The organism is Thiomicrorhabdus sp. 6S3-12 (assembly GCF_017571475.1).
Classification (GTDB): Bacteria; Pseudomonadota; Gammaproteobacteria; order Thiomicrospirales; family Thiomicrospiraceae; genus Thiomicrorhabdus.
Genome location: NZ_JAGETW010000003.1, coordinates 110801 through 127476, shown reverse-complemented (window position 1 = coordinate 127476; position 16676 = coordinate 110801). Strand labels below are relative to the sequence as shown.

Genomic DNA, 16676 nt, shown 5'->3' with positions numbered 1-16676 from the left:
GCATCAGGCTGTATTCAGGATAGCGGCTTGTCGGCGCTTTTGTCTGTCTCGCGGGCGAATTCCCTGAATTGTTCCGGGTTTTGCGGATGAATATCCAAGGTTAAGTCATGTGCCAGCGGCTTGGGAAACCAGGAGCTGGTTTTATCGGTGAAATAGTAAGCGGTTAAGCCGATCCACTCTTTCCAGGCCGGTTCCAACGCTTTAAGACGGTCATAGAAATCGATGTCGAAATAGCGGTTTTCCGCGGAGTTCGAACGGTAGTCGACCGGGTAAGGGATTACGGAGATCTGCTGTTTGCGTGCGATGCCGACGGATCTTGGTATATGGAACGCCGAGGTTATCAGCAGATAATTGCCGTTTTCTTTCGGCAGCATCGGTTTTAGATTTTTAAAATTTTCATAGGTATTGCGCGCTTTCTCATCGAAACGGATGCGCTTGAGATCCACACCCATTTGCTGAAAAATTTTCGGTGCCAGTCTGGAGACGGTTTGCGTTTTTTTATCGCGGATAGAACTGCTGCCGCCACTGAAGAAAATCGGCGCGTCCGGGTACAGAATACTCAATTCCGAAGCGGCGATAAAGCGGTCGGCTCCCTGTCCGAGCTCGGCAACTTGCCAGCTGTCCGATCGCTTAAGATCCTCGCCGCCTCCGAGGACGATAATGCCGTCGATATTATCCGGCAGTGTTTCGGGTTTATGGAAGCGGTTTTCAAGCGGTTCAATCAAATAATCGCTGATCGGGTAAACCATCAGTGAGAAAAAGAACAGGGCGGTAGGAATCAACAGTTTTTTGGCTGTTGCAATGCGGTTAATCGCCAGAAAAAAGACGCCGAGTGTCAGTATCAGAATCAGTAGATTACTCGGACTGAGAAACGCCCAGGCGATCTTGGAAAACATAAAAAACAGATTATCCATAACACTCTTTCTCTTCGCGCTTCCCTAAAATTATTCAGACTCAATTAAACCTGTTATCAAGACAGATTTCTCTATAAAAATCACGGAAATTGATTTAAGTTGCTTGAAAGGCCAATTTTCATCCCTATATCAATAGCCAAATAGAGTTTTAAGGGAGTGATCATGCAAGATAAATTTACTTCTCAATTTCAGTCGGTTTTGATGCAGGCCCAATCCTTGGCGGTAGGTAAGGATCATGCCTATATCGAACCTGTACACATTCTGTCGGTACTGCTGGATGAGCAGTCCGGGCTTCTTGAGTTGGCACAGGTCGATCTATCATTACTGAGATCGAATGTCAGCGACAAAATCGGCAAACTGCCGACCGTCAGCGGTAACGCGAATCTGCAGCTATCACCGAAAGCGGCTTCCATTCTAACCTTAATGGATAAGCAAGCACAAAAACGCGGTGACCGTTTCATTGCCAGCGAACTGTTTTTTACCGCTTTGCTGGAAGTGCAGGACGAGGCGGCCGAACTGTTTAAAAAAGCCGGTGCCGATAAAAACAAACTGGAACAAGCGATTGATAAAGTCCGTGGAGGAGAAAGCGTGCAAGACCAGCATTCAGAAGAAAACCGTCAGGCGTTGGAAAAATACACCTTGGATTTAACGGCGCGAGCCGAGGCAGGAAAACTGGATCCGGTAATCGGGCGTGATGATGAAATCCGCCGAGCGGTTCAGGTGTTGCAGCGCCGTACAAAAAACAATCCGGTGCTGATCGGTGAACCAGGAGTCGGTAAAACCGCGATTGTCGAAGGTTTGGCGCAGCGAATCGTTAACGGCGAAGTTCCTGAAGGTTTGAAAAACAAGCGTCTGCTGTCTCTGGATCTGGCCGGTCTACTGGCGGGCGCAAAGTACCGCGGCGAGTTTGAAGAACGCCTCAAATCGCTGCTTAAAGATCTTGAAAAACAGGAAGGCAGCGTAATCCTGTTTATCGACGAAATTCATACCATGGTCGGAGCCGGTAAGACTGAAGGCTCGATGGACGCCGGGAATATGCTTAAACCGGCACTGGCTCGCGGTGAACTGCACTGTATCGGAGCGACGACTCTGGACGAATATCGCGAAAACATCGAAAAGGACGCCGCTCTGGAAAGACGTTTCCAGAAGGTGCTGGTGGATGAGCCGACCGAAGAAGATACCATTGCGATTCTGCGCGGCCTGAAAGAGCGTTATGAAATTCACCACGGTGTCGCTATTACCGATCCGGCGATTGTTGCCGCGGCTAAATTGTCGCAACGTTATATTACCGATCGCCAGCTGCCGGATAAGGCGATTGACCTGATCGACGAGGCGGCTTCGCGTATTCGAATGGAGATCGATTCCAAACCGGAGGTAATGGATAAGCTTGATCGTCGTTTGATTCAGCTGAAAATCGAACAGGTCGCGCTGAAAAAAGAGAAAGATGAGGCTTCCAAAAAACGCCTTGAGAGCTTGAATGAAGAAGTGGCAACTCTGGAAAGAGAGTATGCCGATCTGGAAGAGGTCTGGAAACGCGACAAGGCGGCTCTACAGGGCGCGCAGCAGTGGAAAGAGCAGTTGGATGCGGCGCGTACCGAATTGGAAGTGGCGCAGCGTTCCGGTGATCTGGCCAAAATGTCGGAAATCCAGTACGGCAAAATTCCCGAGTTGGAAGCGAAAATCCGTGAAGCCGAAGCCGCAGAGCAGCAGGCTCAGGAAGATGGCGGCAATAAGCTGTTGCGAAACCAGGTCACGGATGCGGAAATCGCCGAAGTCGTCGCTCGCTGGACCGGAATTCCGGTCGCCAGAATGATGGAAGGCGAGCGAGACAAGCTGTTGCGTATGGAAGAGGAACTTGAACAGCATGTTGTCGGTCAAAGTGAGGCGGTGAAAGCGGTCTCGAACGCGATTCGCCGTTCGCGTGCCGGCTTGTCCGATCCGAATCGTCCAAATGGTTCTTTCCTGTTCCTGGGGCCGACAGGGGTGGGTAAAACCGAGTTGACCAAAGCTCTGGCGGATTTCCTTTTCGATACCACCGATGCGATTGTGCGTATCGATATGTCGGAGTTCATGGAGAAACATTCCGTCGCGAGACTGGTCGGTGCGCCTCCCGGATATGTCGGTTATGAGCAGGGCGGTTATCTGACCGAAGCAGTGCGTCGTAAACCGTATTCGGTGATTCTGTTGGATGAGGTGGAGAAAGCGCACCCGGATGTCTTTAACATCCTGCTTCAGGTGTTGGATGACGGACGTTTGACCGACGGTCAGGGGCGTACGGTGGATTTCAAAAATACCGTAATTGTCATGACTTCGAACCTGGGATCGCAGCTGATTCAGGAGAAGGCGCAAACAGCGAGTTACGACGAGATGAAAGCGGATGTAATGGAGGTGGTCGGTGGCTATTTCCGTCCGGAATTCATTAACCGTATTGACGATATCGTCGTCTTTCATCCGCTGGGGCGAGAGCAGATTCGTTCGATTACCTCAATTCAGTTGCAGGGCCTTAAAGCCCGACTTGGCGCAAGTGAGATCGGTTTTGAAATCAGCGATGCTGCATTGGATCTACTTGGCGAAGCCGGTTTTGATCCGTTATTCGGTGCACGCCCACTTAAACGCGTTATTCAGCAACGTCTGGAAAACCCGTTGGCGCAAGCAATTTTGCAAGGGGAGTTTGCTCAAGGGGCAACTATCCATGTGGATGTGCGGGACGGAGAGATTGTTTTAAGCTGATCAATCACGTTTTATAGCGATTGCCAATATAAAAAAGCCCGGGGTTGGAAACCAATCCCGGGCTTTTTTACGCTCTGAATCTGAACGACTGGGAATCAGCTGTTCCAAAGATCCATGGTAATGCTCTTATACCAGCCGTGAGCGTAGTTGGCTTCGTTTTTACGGAAGCCTGCGTCCGCTCCCATCGGACTGACGCCTCCGGCACCTTTGACCGGAACGATACTGCCGTCAACCAGCTGATACACAGCCGCAACCGAAATACCGTAGTCGGCACCAACCAGACTGTAGCAGGTGTTAACGTTTTTCGCGGTCGGAACGGTGTAACCGTTCAATTTAGCGACAATCGATGCCGCACACATCTTACCTTGGCTTGCCGCAGAGTGCCCGGATTTAGGCATCTTACCGGCAATCGAAGAGTCTCCCACGACATGAATGTCAGGGTGAATGGTCGATTCGAAGGTCTGCTGGTCTACCGGGCACCAACCGGAATCGTTGGTCAAACCGGCGGCAAATGCGATATTTCCAGCTTTTTGCGGCGGAATGATATTCAACACGTCAGCTTTATATTGACCAAAGTCGGTATAAACCGTTTTGGTTTTTGCATCAATATGTGAGACTTTCCCGCCGGAAGAGGCACTGATCCATTGAATCATGTCGCCGTACAGCGCTTTCCAACCTTCCTGGAAAAGTCCCTGTTTAGAGAACTTGTCTTTGGCATCAAGAATAATGATTTTTGCAGTCGGATTATTTCGCTTGAAGTAATCGGCAATCATCGATACACGTTCGTACGGACCAGGAGGACAGCGGAACGGGTTGCCTGGAGGGCACATGATAAAAGTACCGCCTTGAGGCATTTCACGAATCTGCTTATATAGAAGTTCGGTTTGCGGGCCGGCTTTATATGCGTGTGGAATTTGTTCGATGACATCTTCCGAATAACCTTCGATCGCATCGTATTTAAATTCAATCCCGGGAGATACCACCAGTTTGTCGTAATCCAGAACGCGTCCGTCATTCAATGTAACCTGTTTGGCAGCCGGGCTGACCATCGATACGGTTGAATGGATAATATTGACGCCGTGTTTATCGCGTAGCGATTCATAGGAATGAGTGATGGTTTTAGCGTCCACCAAGCCGGCCAGATACCAGTTTGAACCAGGACAGGTCATATAGCTTTTTTTAGGCTCAATTAAAGTGACATCAATTGAGCTGTCAAATCGCTTGAGATACTTGGCTACCGAAGCACCACCGAAACCACCACCGATTACTACGACGCGTGCCGCATCCGATGAGCCTTTTGTACCATTCAAAGAACAGCCAGGAAGAGTCGCCATTAGTGATCCACCGAAACCGGTGGCCGCCATCGCTTTAATTAAAGATCTACGTTTTAACATGCTTGAAGCTCCACTCGTTTAGTTAGGGTTTTAGGCTGCCAAGATACTTGGCAATGGCGCGAATTTCGTCATCACTGTAACCCAGTGCGTGACGTCCCATAACCGTTGAGGCGCGTTTACCCGATTTCATGTCCAGCAGCTGCTGAACCATCACTTTTTCAGGGTAGCCAGCCAAAGGAGGAATTGAGCCTCCGGAGGCTTTACCTTCTGCACCGTGGCACTGAAAGCATGTCGTTGCTGAAAGTTCTGCGTTGGAGATCTCCCCAGCTTGAGCTGCCGACGAAAGGGGGGCGATCGCAGCTATCGCCATAATTTTCGCCAGACGTGATAGTGTTTTTTGCATAAACAACCTCTATTGAGTAGTTTTATTTTTTATATATAAGTTAAACAGCTTAGTAAATTTCTTTAACTGTTAACCAACAGCTATTCTCCAAGGAATGTGTTTTATTTCTAATAAATTCTGTGTTGCTATGATAAGTAATTTCTATTATTAAGGTTGTTTACTGAGTCCTTAAAACTGAGAGTGAATAATATTGTTAAAATAGGGTATAAAAATACCGAAATCTCGTCGTATTAATTCAATTTAGTGAAGTATGAGTGGATTTTGTTTGGGCCTGGTTTATCCGGCAATAAAAACAATATATTTAATGAAATGGTAATGTGTTTAAAAAAGCAGGGTTTTGCGAGGGTTGAGAAGGCAGTGAGCGTTGGAAATACGAAAGTTTCTGGTGAGGGCTCGCAAGTAAAATCATCAAACGGACGATTTGTGCTTTCACTATAGAAAAATTACACCACTGGTTGTGGCGGTTCTGACGAGCTTTTCTTCGGCAGTTCGAGAATCTTCTTATAGGCTTTACGGCAGGCTTTATGCACTTTCTCTTCTATTTTGATGCGTTCTTTGGGCGTTAGGAAGAACGACATATCAATGTCATAGCGGATGTAGCGCGGCGGAATTAAGTTGAGTGCAATGCAAGCCATATCGGCAAGCAACTCGTCCTCAAGCCGATCGGAATAATGGGTTTGGACTTCTTCGATTACGAGACGTTCATAGTAGTTGTGAATACTGTCCATCATGCCCTTGGCTCCATAAGATTGTGCAGATTGATGAGACAACTTTACCGGTTTTAAGCGCATAAAAAAAGCGCGAAATCAGGGAATTGATTACGCGCTTAAGTAATATCAAGTTATTAACGCCGTCTTGAATTCGGCATGCTTTTAATCCGCTTCGCGACTGACGGCTCGATGACCGATATCGGTACGGAAATAAGCCTTGTCCCAGCTGATTTTCGCCACGCCTTCATAGGCGCGCTTCTGTGCAGCGGTAACATTTTCGCCCAATGCCGTCACGCACAGAACTCGTCCGCCGGCAGTAACGGTTTCGCCATTTTCGTTAGTTGATGTACCTGCGTGGAAGACTTTTAGATCTGCGGCATTGGCTTCGTCGATACCGGTAATAACATCGCCTTTAGGGTAGTCGTCAGGATAGCCGCCGGCAGCCATAACAACACCAAGTGCAGCGCGGGAGTCCCATTCAGCGGTTGCTTGATCCAGTTTGCCATCTAGAGCATCCAGGCAGTGCTGAACCAGATCCGATTGCAGACGCATCATAATCGGTTGCGTTTCCGGGTCGCCGAAACGGCAGTTGAATTCCAATACTTTCGGTGCACCTTGAGCATCGATCATCAAGCCGGCATACAGGAATCCGATATAAGGCAAACCGTCTTTAGCCATGCCTTCAATGGTCGGCATAATGACTTCCTGCATCGCGCGATCATGAATTTCTCGCGTGACTACTGGGGCGGGTGTATAGGCACCCATACCGCCGGTATTTGGACCTGTGTCACCATTGTCGCGGGCTTTATGGTCTTGCGAAGTGGCCATTGGCAGAACATTCTTACCGTCCGCCATAACGATAAAGCTGGCTTCTTCACCGACTAAGAATTCTTCAACAACCACGCGAGCACCGGCATCACCGAACTTGTTGCCTTCAAGCATATCTTCAACGGCGGCAATTGCCTCATCAACCGTATCGGCAAGGATTACCCCTTTACCGGCCGCAAGGCCGTCGGCCTTGATAACAATAGGTGCGCCCATTTCTTTGATGTATTCAACCGCTGGAGGGATTTCAGTGAAAACCTGATAAGCCGCTGTCGGAATATTGTGCTTGGCAAGGAAGTCTTTCGAGAAAGCCTTTGATCCTTCCAATTGAGCCGCGTCTTTGGTTGGGCCGAAACATTTCAGACCTGCTGCTTGGAAAGCGTCAACCACACCTAAAACCAGCGGAACTTCAGGGCCGACAATCGCCAGGCCGATATCGTTTTCTTGTGCGAATTTAACAAGTCCGTCTAGGTCTTCGACTTTGATGTCGACGTTTTCAAGGTTCGCTTCTAGTGCAGTACCGGTATTACCCGGAGCGACAAAGACTTGTTCAGCCAATGGCGATTGCGCTGCTTTCCACGCCAGAGCGTGCTCGCGCCCGCCACTACCAATTACTAAAATATTCATTTAATTTATTCCTATTCGTTGAATAACACACAATGCGTAAGCTCCCTTCTCCGTAATTGTTATGTCCGTCTCTTGGGCGTCCAAGTAACGAATCGAAGAAGGGACTCCTGTTGCATTTGTGAAGAGAGGTTAAGCTTAATTTTGCGCAGCTGTAACTTGTTCGTATTGCGAGCTTCGAACAGCTGCTGTTAATGCAAAATTCAGGTTAATTCTCTCCTGTCTCTCACGCCAAAGCGTGAGGAGGGTATTCATATTTCGTATTTACAAAGGAAGGAGTGCCTTGATTTTAAGCAAATAAGCCCTTCCTTCCAGAAAAATTAGTGTCTGAAGTGGCGCATTCCAGTGAACACCATGGCAATTCCATGTTCGTCCGCGGCGTCGATAACTTCCTGATCACGCATAGACCCGCCTGGGTGGATTACCGCTGTAATTCCTGCCGCAGCCGCGGCATCAATACCGTCGCGGAAAGGGAAGAAGGCATCGGATGCCATGACCGAACCTGGAACCTCAAGCCCTTCATCCGACGCTTTAATGCCGGCAATTTTCGCAGAGTAAACACGGCTCATTTGCCCGGCGCCAACACCGATGGTCATACCGTCTTTGACATACACGATCGCATTCGATTTTACGAATTTCGCTACTTTCCAGGCGAACATCAGATCTTGCATCTCTTTGTCGCTCGGAGCGCGTTTAGTGACCACTTTCAGGTCTTCCTGAGCAACAGCGCCCAAGTCGCGATCTTGAACCAGTAGGCCGCCAGTCACGCGTTTATAGTCGTAAGCCGCTTGCTGATCGGTGAATTCACCGCATTCCAGAAGACGAACGTTCTGCTTGGCCGCAACCGCTGCCTTGGCTTCATCGGACACCTTTGGCGCGATAATGACTTCAACGAACTGACGATCAACAATGGCTTGAGCAGTTTCGCCGTCCAGTTCGGTGTTGAAGGCGATAATGCCACCGAACGCCGAAGTCGGGTCGGTTTTATAGGCGCGGTCGTAAGCTTCGAATTGCGTGGCGCCGATCGACACGCCGCAAGGGTTCGCGTGTTTAACGATTACACAGGCCGTTTCTTCAAAAGTTTTCACCAGTTCAAGTGCTGCATCGGTATCGGCGATATTGTTGAATGACAGCTCTTTACCTTGAATCTGCGTTGCGGTGGAGATAGACGCTTCGCTGGCGTTGCGTTCGGTATAGAAGGCCGCTGCCTGATGCGGGTTTTCGCCATAGCGCATGGACTGCTTCTTAACAAACTGAGTGTTGTAAGTACGCGGGAAGGTGTCGCCTTCCTCGGTGTTGAACATCTTGCCGAAGTAGTTCGAGATAGCACCATCGTAACGAGCCGTCTGTTCAAAGGTTTTAATCGCCAGGTCGAAACGGGTTGCGTGCGATAGCTGACCGTTATTTGCCTGCATCTCTTCAAGAATACGTGAGTAGTCGGCCGGATCGGTTACAACGGCTACGTCGTTGTGGTTCTTTGCCGCAGAACGCAACATGGTTGGTCCGCCGATGTCGATGTTCTCGATCGCGTCTTCCAGCGAACAGTTTTCCTTGGCAACCGTTGCTTCGAATGGGTACAGATTAACCACGACCATGTCGATCGGGTCGATGCCGTGCTCTTGCATAATTGCGTCGTCCGTGCCGCGGCGACCCAGTAGTCCACCGTGGATTTTCGGGTGTAGCGTTTTTACGCGACCGTCCATCATTTCAGGGAAGCCGGTGTATTCAGATACTTCTGTTACCGGAAGCCCGGCTTCAGACAATACTTTGTAAGTCCCGCCGGTTGAAAGAATGGCAACGCCCATGTTGTTAAGCGACTGGGCAAATTCTAAAATGCCGTTTTTGTCTGACACGCTGATTAAAGCACGACGAACTGGTTTCATGGTTAATCTCCAAAATTTAGGATTCAATATTAAGATTCAATTAATTTGTATTTGAGCATTTTCTTGCGCAGGGTATTGCGGTTGATACCAAGCATCTGCGCGGACTGTGTCTGGTTGAAATCGGTTTTTTGCAACACAAATTCGATTAGCGGTTTTTCGACCTGTTGAATGACCATTTCATACAGGTCGCAGGTTGATTCTTCCTGCAGGTTATCAAAGTAGATCTCTAGGGTGCGGGTAACCTGATCGCGTAGAGAAAGTTGGCTAGTCGTTTTTATGTTCGTCATTTTTAGTCTTAAAGATAATTTGCTATGGTTGTTGGTATCGTCGCTTTAAGAGCGACTTATTTTAGAAATTGTCCGAAAAATTGTTCAATCAGGCTCTGTTGCGCGTCGGCATCACTTAGTTGATTGAACTGGCGGCGAAGCGCTATGCATGCAGCGGGTTCCAATAAGTCGCCAAGGTGTTGCGTATACCAGCCAATATGCTTGCGAGCGATGCGTGCGCCGTGTTCCGGGCCGTAAAGCCGGTACAGTCCTTCGAGGTGTCTCCGGATAGTCTGATGGAACTCGATGACTTCTACTGGAGCCGCTTTTCGGGCGTTTTTAAGATAATGATTTATCTCACGAAATATCCATGGATAGCCCTGGGAAGCGCGACCGATCATGATCCCGTCAGCACCGGTGTATTCTAATACAAAACGGGCTTGCTCGGGGGTGCAAATATCGCCATTTGCAATCACGGGCAGCGAGACCGATTGCTTGACCTTTTTTATGGTGTCGTACTCGGCCTGACCCTGGAATTTATCGGCGCGGGTTCGGCCATGAATGGTAATTGCTGAGAGTCCGCATGCTTCGGCTATCTGCGCAATCTGCAGTGCATTCTTGTGCTCTTGGTCGGTGCCGGTGCGGATTTTGACCGTGACCGGAGACGAGACCGCCGCAACGACGGCAAGGAAGATTTCGCTTACTTTATCCGGATAAGCCATAAGTGCAGAGCCCGCGGCAACACTGCAGACCTTCTTGGCAGGGCATCCCATATTCAGGTCGATAATCTGCGCGCCCTGGCTTTCCTGCCAGGCCGCTGCTTCAGCCAGCTCCTGCGGATCTGTACCGATAAGCTGAACCGCCCGGGGTTCCGGATCGTCCGGATTGACGTGCCGAGTCGATGATTTCTTCGATTCCCAGAGGTCTTTTTTGGACGCGACCATTTCCGCCAAAGTATAAGCCGCGCCGTTGTCTCGGCACAGCTGGCGGTAAATGGCATCGGTAACACCGGCCATCGGCGCCAGAACCAGAGGATTGTCAAATTGATAGGGGCCGATTTTCAGCATTGAAGTCTATCCGTTTTTGCGCCCGCTTAAACAGGCCCATTCGTCCAGAGTTTCCAGCTGATCAAGGTCGAACCCGAAGGTTTTATAGTGTTCCTGAAGCTCTTGTGCCTGCGTCTGCAGTAGCCCTGAAAGCACAAGCTGGCCACCGTTCTTGACGAGGCGCTGGAATTCTTCCGCCAGCTCTTTTAACGGCCCGGATAGAATATTGGCGACCAGTAAATCAACCGGCTCGGAATCAAAATCCTTAACTAGGGCAAAGTGAATCTGCTCGTCGTTGCGCTGCGCGTTTTGTTCAGACGCCTGAATAGCCTGCGGATCGATATCGGTGCCTTTGACTTCAGCGGCCCCGAGTTTCTGTGCGGCCAGAGCCAGCACGCCGGAACCACAGCCATAATCAATTACAGTTTTGCCCTGGGGCGGATTTTGATCCAGCCAGGTCAGGCACATAGCCGTTGTCGGATGTGTCCCGGTGCCGAAGGCCAGTCCGGGGTCCAGCATCAAGTTGACGGCGGTCGGGTCGGGTTTTTCTGACCAGCTGGGGACAATCCACAGTCTTTCGCCAAAAAGCATCGGTTTGAACTGATCCATCCATTCGCGGATCCAGTCCTTGTCCTCCAGAGCTTCGATTCTGAAATGGTGTTCAGCGACGGCCGGCAGCATGCTTTTGACCTGTTCGATAATGGCTTTGCCATTGACTTCTGCATCGAAGAGTGCGGTGACCTTGGTGTTTTGCCAGATTGGGGTGGTGCCGATTTCAGGTTCGAAAATCGGTTGATCCTCGGCATCTTCAAAGGTTACCGAAGCTGATTCGCATTCCATGAATGCGTCTGATAAAGGCTCGGCAAGCGCTTCTTCAACCGTTACGTTGATCTGAATCCAGGCCATACTGTTCTCTCTCCAAAGTCATTTTTTCTTGGCGTTCAAAAACGCAAAAAACCACACGCTGTGGCGGCATAAAATAACTGCCGCTCGGCGAGTGGTTTGGATTGACGCGACGCGTTAGCGTCGATCGTTACACTAGGTGTTCGAGGCGTTCTTCCAGGTAGTGAATATTTTGTCCACCTTCTTGGAAACCACCGTCGTTCATGATTTCACGCTGCATGTGAATATTGGTATCGATACCTTTGATGACCATTTCACTCAGTGCGCTGTCCATACGGGCAATCGCGGTGTTGCGGTCGGTACCGTAACAGATCAGCTTGCCGATCATGGAATCATAATGCGGAGGAATCGTGTAGCCGGTATAGATGTGCGAATCCCAACGTACTCCAAGACCGCCCGGAAGGTGTAAGCGCTCGATTTTACCCGGAGAAGGCATAAAGTTTCTCGCCGGGTTTTCCGCATTAACACGACACTCGATGGCATGGCCGTTCAGCTTGACGTCTTCCTGCTTGATGCTCAGCGGTTTGCCCATAGCGACTTCGATTTGCGCCTTGACCAGGTCGATACCGGTAACCATTTCGGTGACACAGTGTTCAACCTGAAGACGAGTATTCATTTCGATAAAGTAGAACTCGCCGTTTTCATATAGGAATTCAAAGGTTCCCGCCCCGCGGTAATTGATTTCCAGACAGGCGTTGACGCAAGCCTGACCGATTTTTGCGCGTTGTTCCGGAGTAATGCCCGGTGCAGGCGCTTCCTCGACCACTTTTTGATGGCGGCGCTGCATGGAGCAGTCACGTTCACCCAGGTGAACGGCACTTCCCTGGCCGTCGGCAAGCACCTGGATTTCCACGTGACGCGGGTTTTCCAGGAATTTTTCCATGTAAACCTCAGGGTTGCCGAAGAAACTTCCGGCTTCCGAGCTGGTCAGCTGGATGGATTTCAACAGGTTGGCTTCAGTGTGTACCACGCGCATTCCGCGTCCGCCACCGCCACCGGCAGCTTTGATGATCACCGGATAGCCGATTTCACGGGCGATACGCAGATTTTCCGCATCGTTTTTTCCTAGCGGGCCGCCGGAACCGGGTACGGTAGGAACGCCGGATGCCTTCATGGCTTTGATGGCCGAAACCTTATCACCCATCAGACGGATGGTCTCGGCACGCGGACCAATAAACGTAAATCCGCTTTCTTCAACGCGTTCGGCAAAGTCAGCATTTTCCGATAGAAAACCGTAACCCGGGTGAATTGCTTCGGCATCGGTTACTTCCGCTGCGGCAATAAGCGCCGGAACATTAAGGTAGCTTTCCGAAGAAGGGGCCGGGCCGATACAAACGGATTCGTCCGCCAATAGTACGTGTTTCAGGTCGGCGTCCGCTTTGGAATGGACGGCTACGGTTTTAATGCCAAGCTCCTTACAGGCACGCAAAACGCGCAGAGCAATCTCACCTCGGTTGGCAATTAGAATTTTTTCAATCATTTGCAGACCTCAGGTGGCAATTATTCAATGATAAATAGTGGCTGGTCGTATTCAACCGGTTCGCCATTGACACCCATAATCTGTTTAATGGTTCCCGCTTTATCAGCTTCGATTGGGTTCATGATTTTCATCGCTTCGATAATGCACAGAGTATCCCCGACTGCAACCGAATCGCCGACCTGTACGAATGCCGAAGCGTCCGGTGACGGTGCAGAGTAGTAGGTACCGACCATCGGCGATTTAACGGTGTGCCCGCTTACAGCAGGCGCGGCTGCTGCAGGTGCTGCTTCAACAGGAGCAGGCGCGGCAACAGGGGCCGGAGCAGCAGGAACTGGAGCGGCAACAGGTGCAGCGACCATAACCGGTTCCTGGCTACGGGTGATGCGAATATTGTGCTCGCCTTCATTGATTTCAATTTCTGCGATATCTGACTGCTCGACAATTTCAATCAGTTTACGAATTGAACGAATATCCATTTTTGATCCTTTACTCTGTTCTGCTAATGAGGCAGGTTGTTGGTGTATTTTTAGGTTTTATAAAATTTTGTCCGCTGCTGCGTGCAGTGCCAGTTCATAGCCTTTGGCTCCCAGTCCGGCAATAATACCGTCGGCCAGATCCGAGAAATAGGAGTGCGAACGAAACGGTTCGCGCTGATGAATGTTGGACAGGTGAACTTCGATAAAAGGAATTTTTACCGTTGCCAGAGCGTCGCGAATCGCCACGCTGGTGTGGGTGAATGCAGCAGGGTTAATGATAATGTAGTCAGTGCCTTCGTCCATTGCCATGTGGATGCGTTCGATAATCTCGAATTCCGCATTGCTTTGGAAGGACTGCAGGCGAATATTGTATTCGTCCGCCAGGGCTTCAAGATTTTCCAGTATATCTTCCAGGGTTTGTCGGCCATAGATCTCAGGTTCTCTGCGACCAAGCATATTCAGGTTCGGGCCGTTAATTACCAAAATCATCGCCATGAGGAAAGCCTTTTACTCATTTCATTATTCACAGTTGGCTGATTATAACTGAAAGGATGCAGGATAACTATGATAATGAGTGGAAAATGCGGAAAAAGTGTTGTGAATTGTTCTAAACGTTCGTGTTCTGACTTAAACGGTCATAAACTGACTTTTGGGGTGGATAGGTTTGATAAGTTGTATTTGTGCGCAGATTGAGAGGCCTTTAAAGCAACGGGTTTGCATTTAAAGGCCGAAAACGATCACTTGTTGAATGCTTGCTGAATTGTCTGGGTGAATTCCTCGGCTTTTTTGAAGCCAACCACTCGCTGTCCCTTGCGCTCTTGACCCTGTTCAAAAAACAGGATTGCCGGAGGACCGATGATACCGAAGCGTTTCATGAGTGCTTTATCGGTCTCGTCATTGGCGGTAACGTCCGCTTTCAGCAGTGTAACACCTTCCAGCGCTTTTTGAACCTTTGGATCGCTGAAGGTGAATTGCTCCATCTCTTTGCAGCTGACGCACCAGTCGGCATAAAAGTCCAGCATGACCGGTTTGCCTTCGGCGAGGATTTTATCCAGATCGTCAATGCTCTTGATTTTGTTGAAGGCCAATTCATTCTGCTGTTGAGTGAAAGACTGGCCGCCTCCCTGGAAGACCTTGAGCGGTTGCAGCATATCTTTCGAACCGGCCAGCATACCGAGCAGCAAAATCACGCCGTAAACGAACAAGCTCAAGCCGAAACCTTTAAAGAGTTTTGACCATCCGGATTTTTCTGCGGTGCTTTCGAAAGCTCCGAGATAAACCGCAGAGATAATCAAGAGTAGTGCCCAGGCAAGCATGGTTGCTTCCGACGGCAGGATGCGACCGGCCATCCAGATCGCGACACCGATCAGCATCACGCCGAAAACGGCTTTGACGTTATCCATCCAGGCGCCTGCGCGAGGAAGCAGTTTACCGGCTGAGGTGCCCAGTAGCAGTAATGGAGCACCCATACCGATACTCATCGCAAACAGGGCTATGCCGCCTAATAGAGCGTCGCCGGTTTGTCCGATGTAAATCAGTGCGCCGGCTAAAGGCGGTGCAACACAAGGCCCGACGATCAAGGCGGATAAGAAGCCCATAATGGCTACACCGGTCAAGGTACCGCCTTGCTGCTTGTTTGACAGGTTGGTTAATTTTGATTGCAGGGCGCTTGGTAACTGCAGTTCATAGAATCCGAACATGGATAGAGCGAGCAACAGGAATACGACACTAAAGCTGCCGATGATCCATGGGTTCTGGAAAGCGGCCTGCAGGTTTTCGCCGAATATACCCGCCAGTACACCGGCGACGGTATAGGTGACCGACATGGCCAAAACATAGACCAGCGACATAATAAACGCTTTACGCGTTGTCAGGCTTTCTCCCTGCCCGACAATAATGCTCGATAAAATTGGAATCATCGGGAAGATGCAAGGCGTCAGAGAAAGCAGAAGGCCGAAGACCAGGAAGGTCAGGATAACGATCCAGACGCTGCTGTTTTTCAAGGTATCTGCAATCAGATCGGTTTCAGAAAGCTGAGAGTTGTCCTTAACCGTTGCGCTGCCCAGTGTTGTTGTCGGGGACGGAGAGGCGCCGGCAGTGAATGCTGCCGGATTCAGACTGATGGTTTTACGCGCCGGCGGGTAGCAGACGCCGGATTCCGCCGAACAGCCCTGGTATTCGATTTCGATCTGACTATTCTGACTTAGGCTTTCAACTGCGATGCTTGCAACGAGTGTCCCGTGGAAAACTTCGGTTTTTCCGAAAAGCGGATCGTCGATTTTTTCAGCGTCCGGTAGCTGGATTGCGCCGAGTTGAACGTCGCCTGAAAGTGTTTTGACTTTAATTTTGTCTTTGTACAGATGGTAGCCGTCGGCGATCAGCCAGCTGAATTCGACTTTGTTACCGTTTTGCTGGCCGCTAAACTGAAACGCCTGGTCGGCTTCCAGAAGCTCTGGCTGATCGCTGCTGTCAGCCAGGTAGTTGTTCAGTTCTTTTAAGGAGCTTAACGATGCTGCTGCATTTTGGGTTTCTTGCGCTTGAATGCTTGGCAGGTTCAGATTGAAAGTGCGGGTCTGCGGCGGATAGCAGACGCCGATTTTATCGGCACAGCCTTGATATTTAACGCTTACTTCCGTGCTGGTCGCATCTCCCTGATATGGAATGCGAATCAATGCTTTATGCAGGAAAACTTCGGATTTTCCGAAAAGGGGGTCGTCGACGGTTTTCGCTTCCGAGAATTGCGGGGCTCCTAGCTCAATGTTGCTGGCCTGCACCGACATTTTGTCTTTATATAGTTTGTAATCGTCGGCGATTTGCCATTCAATGATAATCTGTTGGTTTTCTGTTTTTGGCTCGGCAAGCTGAAAAGCCTGGTCGACTTCAAGTAATTCTTCTGCCTGGGCAGGATGGAGAAGGGATGTAAACAGGGCGAAAAGCAGTGTCAGGAAATAGAATTGCTTTGGTAGTGTTGCACCTTGAATCATAAAATTACTCGCTTAGTAGCTTTAAAAATGGCAATAGAGCCTTATATATCTTAGATGATAGAAAACACTCGGCTGCTCATTGTATAACAATTCATTTA

At 49.7% G+C, this 16676-nt stretch carries 14 protein-coding genes; 1 reads left to right on the top strand and 13 read right to left on the bottom strand.

The features are described from left to right. Positions 1–14: 14 nt before the first annotated feature. The gene (locus J3999_RS04820) at positions 15–914 is read right to left on the bottom strand and encodes a YdcF family protein (RefSeq protein ID WP_208126823.1); all 900 of its coding nucleotides are present in this window, start codon (positions 912–914) and stop codon (positions 15–17) included. A gap of 162 nt (positions 915–1076) precedes the next feature. Here J3999_RS04820 and clpB point away from each other — a divergent pair, with 162 nt between their 5' ends. Continuing rightward, positions 1077–3644: an ATP-dependent chaperone ClpB gene (gene clpB, locus J3999_RS04815; RefSeq protein ID WP_208126822.1), complete on the top strand. Its 2568-nt coding sequence runs from the start codon at positions 1077–1079 to the stop codon at positions 3642–3644. A 95-nt stretch (positions 3645–3739) separates the two neighbouring features. Here the strand turns inward: clpB and J3999_RS04810 are convergent, their stop codons facing one another. From J3999_RS04810 to J3999_RS04755, 12 genes are all read right to left on the bottom strand, one after another. Next, positions 3740–5038, bottom strand: coding sequence for an NAD(P)/FAD-dependent oxidoreductase (locus J3999_RS04810; protein ID WP_208126821.1), 1299 nt, complete (start codon positions 5036–5038; stop codon positions 3740–3742). Positions 5039–5060: 22 nt separating this feature from the next. After that, entirely contained in the window at positions 5061–5381 is a 321-nt protein-coding gene (locus J3999_RS04805; RefSeq protein WP_173284175.1) for a c-type cytochrome, read from the bottom strand. A 443-nt stretch (positions 5382–5824) separates the two neighbouring features. Then, positions 5825–6112, bottom strand: a complete 288-nt coding sequence (locus tag J3999_RS04800; RefSeq protein ID WP_208126820.1) for a late competence development ComFB family protein — start codon at positions 6110–6112, stop codon at positions 5825–5827. A gap of 141 nt (positions 6113–6253) precedes the next feature. Continuing rightward, complete coding sequence (purD, locus tag J3999_RS04795; RefSeq protein WP_208126819.1) at positions 6254–7543, bottom strand: phosphoribosylamine--glycine ligase; 1290 nt, start codon at positions 7541–7543, stop codon at positions 6254–6256. Between the two features lie 317 nt (positions 7544–7860). Beyond that, positions 7861–9423 carry a bifunctional phosphoribosylaminoimidazolecarboxamide formyltransferase/IMP cyclohydrolase gene (purH, locus tag J3999_RS04790; protein ID WP_208126818.1) on the bottom strand — a complete coding sequence of 521 codons (1563 nt, stop codon included), beginning with the start codon at positions 9421–9423 and terminating at the stop codon, positions 7861–7863. A 29-nt stretch (positions 9424–9452) separates the two neighbouring features. Beyond that, positions 9453–9710, bottom strand: a complete 258-nt coding sequence (locus tag J3999_RS04785) for a helix-turn-helix domain-containing protein (protein ID WP_173284179.1) — start codon at positions 9708–9710, stop codon at positions 9453–9455. A gap of 56 nt (positions 9711–9766) precedes the next feature. Further along, complete coding sequence (dusB, locus tag J3999_RS04780) at positions 9767–10756, bottom strand: tRNA dihydrouridine synthase DusB (protein ID WP_305791380.1); 990 nt, start codon at positions 10754–10756, stop codon at positions 9767–9769. 6 nt (positions 10757–10762) lie between these two features. Then, on the bottom strand, positions 10763–11641 hold the full coding sequence (gene prmA / locus J3999_RS04775; protein WP_208126817.1) for a 50S ribosomal protein L11 methyltransferase: 879 nt from the start codon (positions 11639–11641) through the stop codon (positions 10763–10765). 127 nt (positions 11642–11768) lie between these two features. Continuing rightward, positions 11769–13118, bottom strand: coding sequence for an acetyl-CoA carboxylase biotin carboxylase subunit (accC, locus tag J3999_RS04770; protein ID WP_173284182.1), 1350 nt, complete (start codon positions 13116–13118; stop codon positions 11769–11771). 20 nt (positions 13119–13138) lie between these two features. Next, a complete protein-coding gene (accB, locus tag J3999_RS04765; RefSeq protein ID WP_208126816.1) occupies positions 13139–13594 on the bottom strand; it encodes an acetyl-CoA carboxylase biotin carboxyl carrier protein in 456 nt (151 codons plus the stop codon). A 57-nt stretch (positions 13595–13651) separates the two neighbouring features. Further along, a complete protein-coding gene (gene aroQ / locus J3999_RS04760; protein WP_173284184.1) occupies positions 13652–14089 on the bottom strand; it encodes a type II 3-dehydroquinate dehydratase in 438 nt (145 codons plus the stop codon). 242 nt (positions 14090–14331) lie between these two features. Continuing rightward, positions 14332–16578, bottom strand: a complete 2247-nt coding sequence (locus J3999_RS04755) for a protein-disulfide reductase DsbD (RefSeq protein WP_208126815.1) — start codon at positions 16576–16578, stop codon at positions 14332–14334. Between the last annotated feature and the right edge of the window lie 98 nt (positions 16579–16676).